The 274-nt window shown below is 41.2% G+C and carries 1 protein-coding gene; it reads left to right on the forward strand.

The window, feature by feature from the left end; genetic code table 11:
* A partial coding sequence (locus SB689_RS23065) for a fibronectin type III domain-containing protein (RefSeq protein WP_410694392.1) occupies positions 1-274 on the forward strand: 274 nt, incomplete at both ends.

Here is a 274-nt window from a genome sequence, read left to right on the forward strand (position 1 = left end):
CTGGAGTTACAGGATATAGAATTACGATGGGAACTACCGCAGGCGGAAATAATATCATGGATAATGTAGATGTAGGAAATGTAGCAACCTATACATTGGCTACTCCTTTGTCTTTCAATACCAAGTATTACTATAAAGTGATTGCCTACTCAGGAAGTGTAGAGGGGGCAACTTGTACAGAGAGAAATTTTACAACAAATACTTTATGTCCTTCTGTTTCTGCGCCTAGTACTGCAGCAACTGGGGTATCTGTACTTCCAACGATCACCTGGGG

The sequence above is a fragment of the Chryseobacterium sp. SIMBA_038 genome, assembly GCF_046535115.1.
Classification (GTDB): Bacteria; Bacteroidota; Bacteroidia; order Flavobacteriales; family Weeksellaceae; genus Chryseobacterium.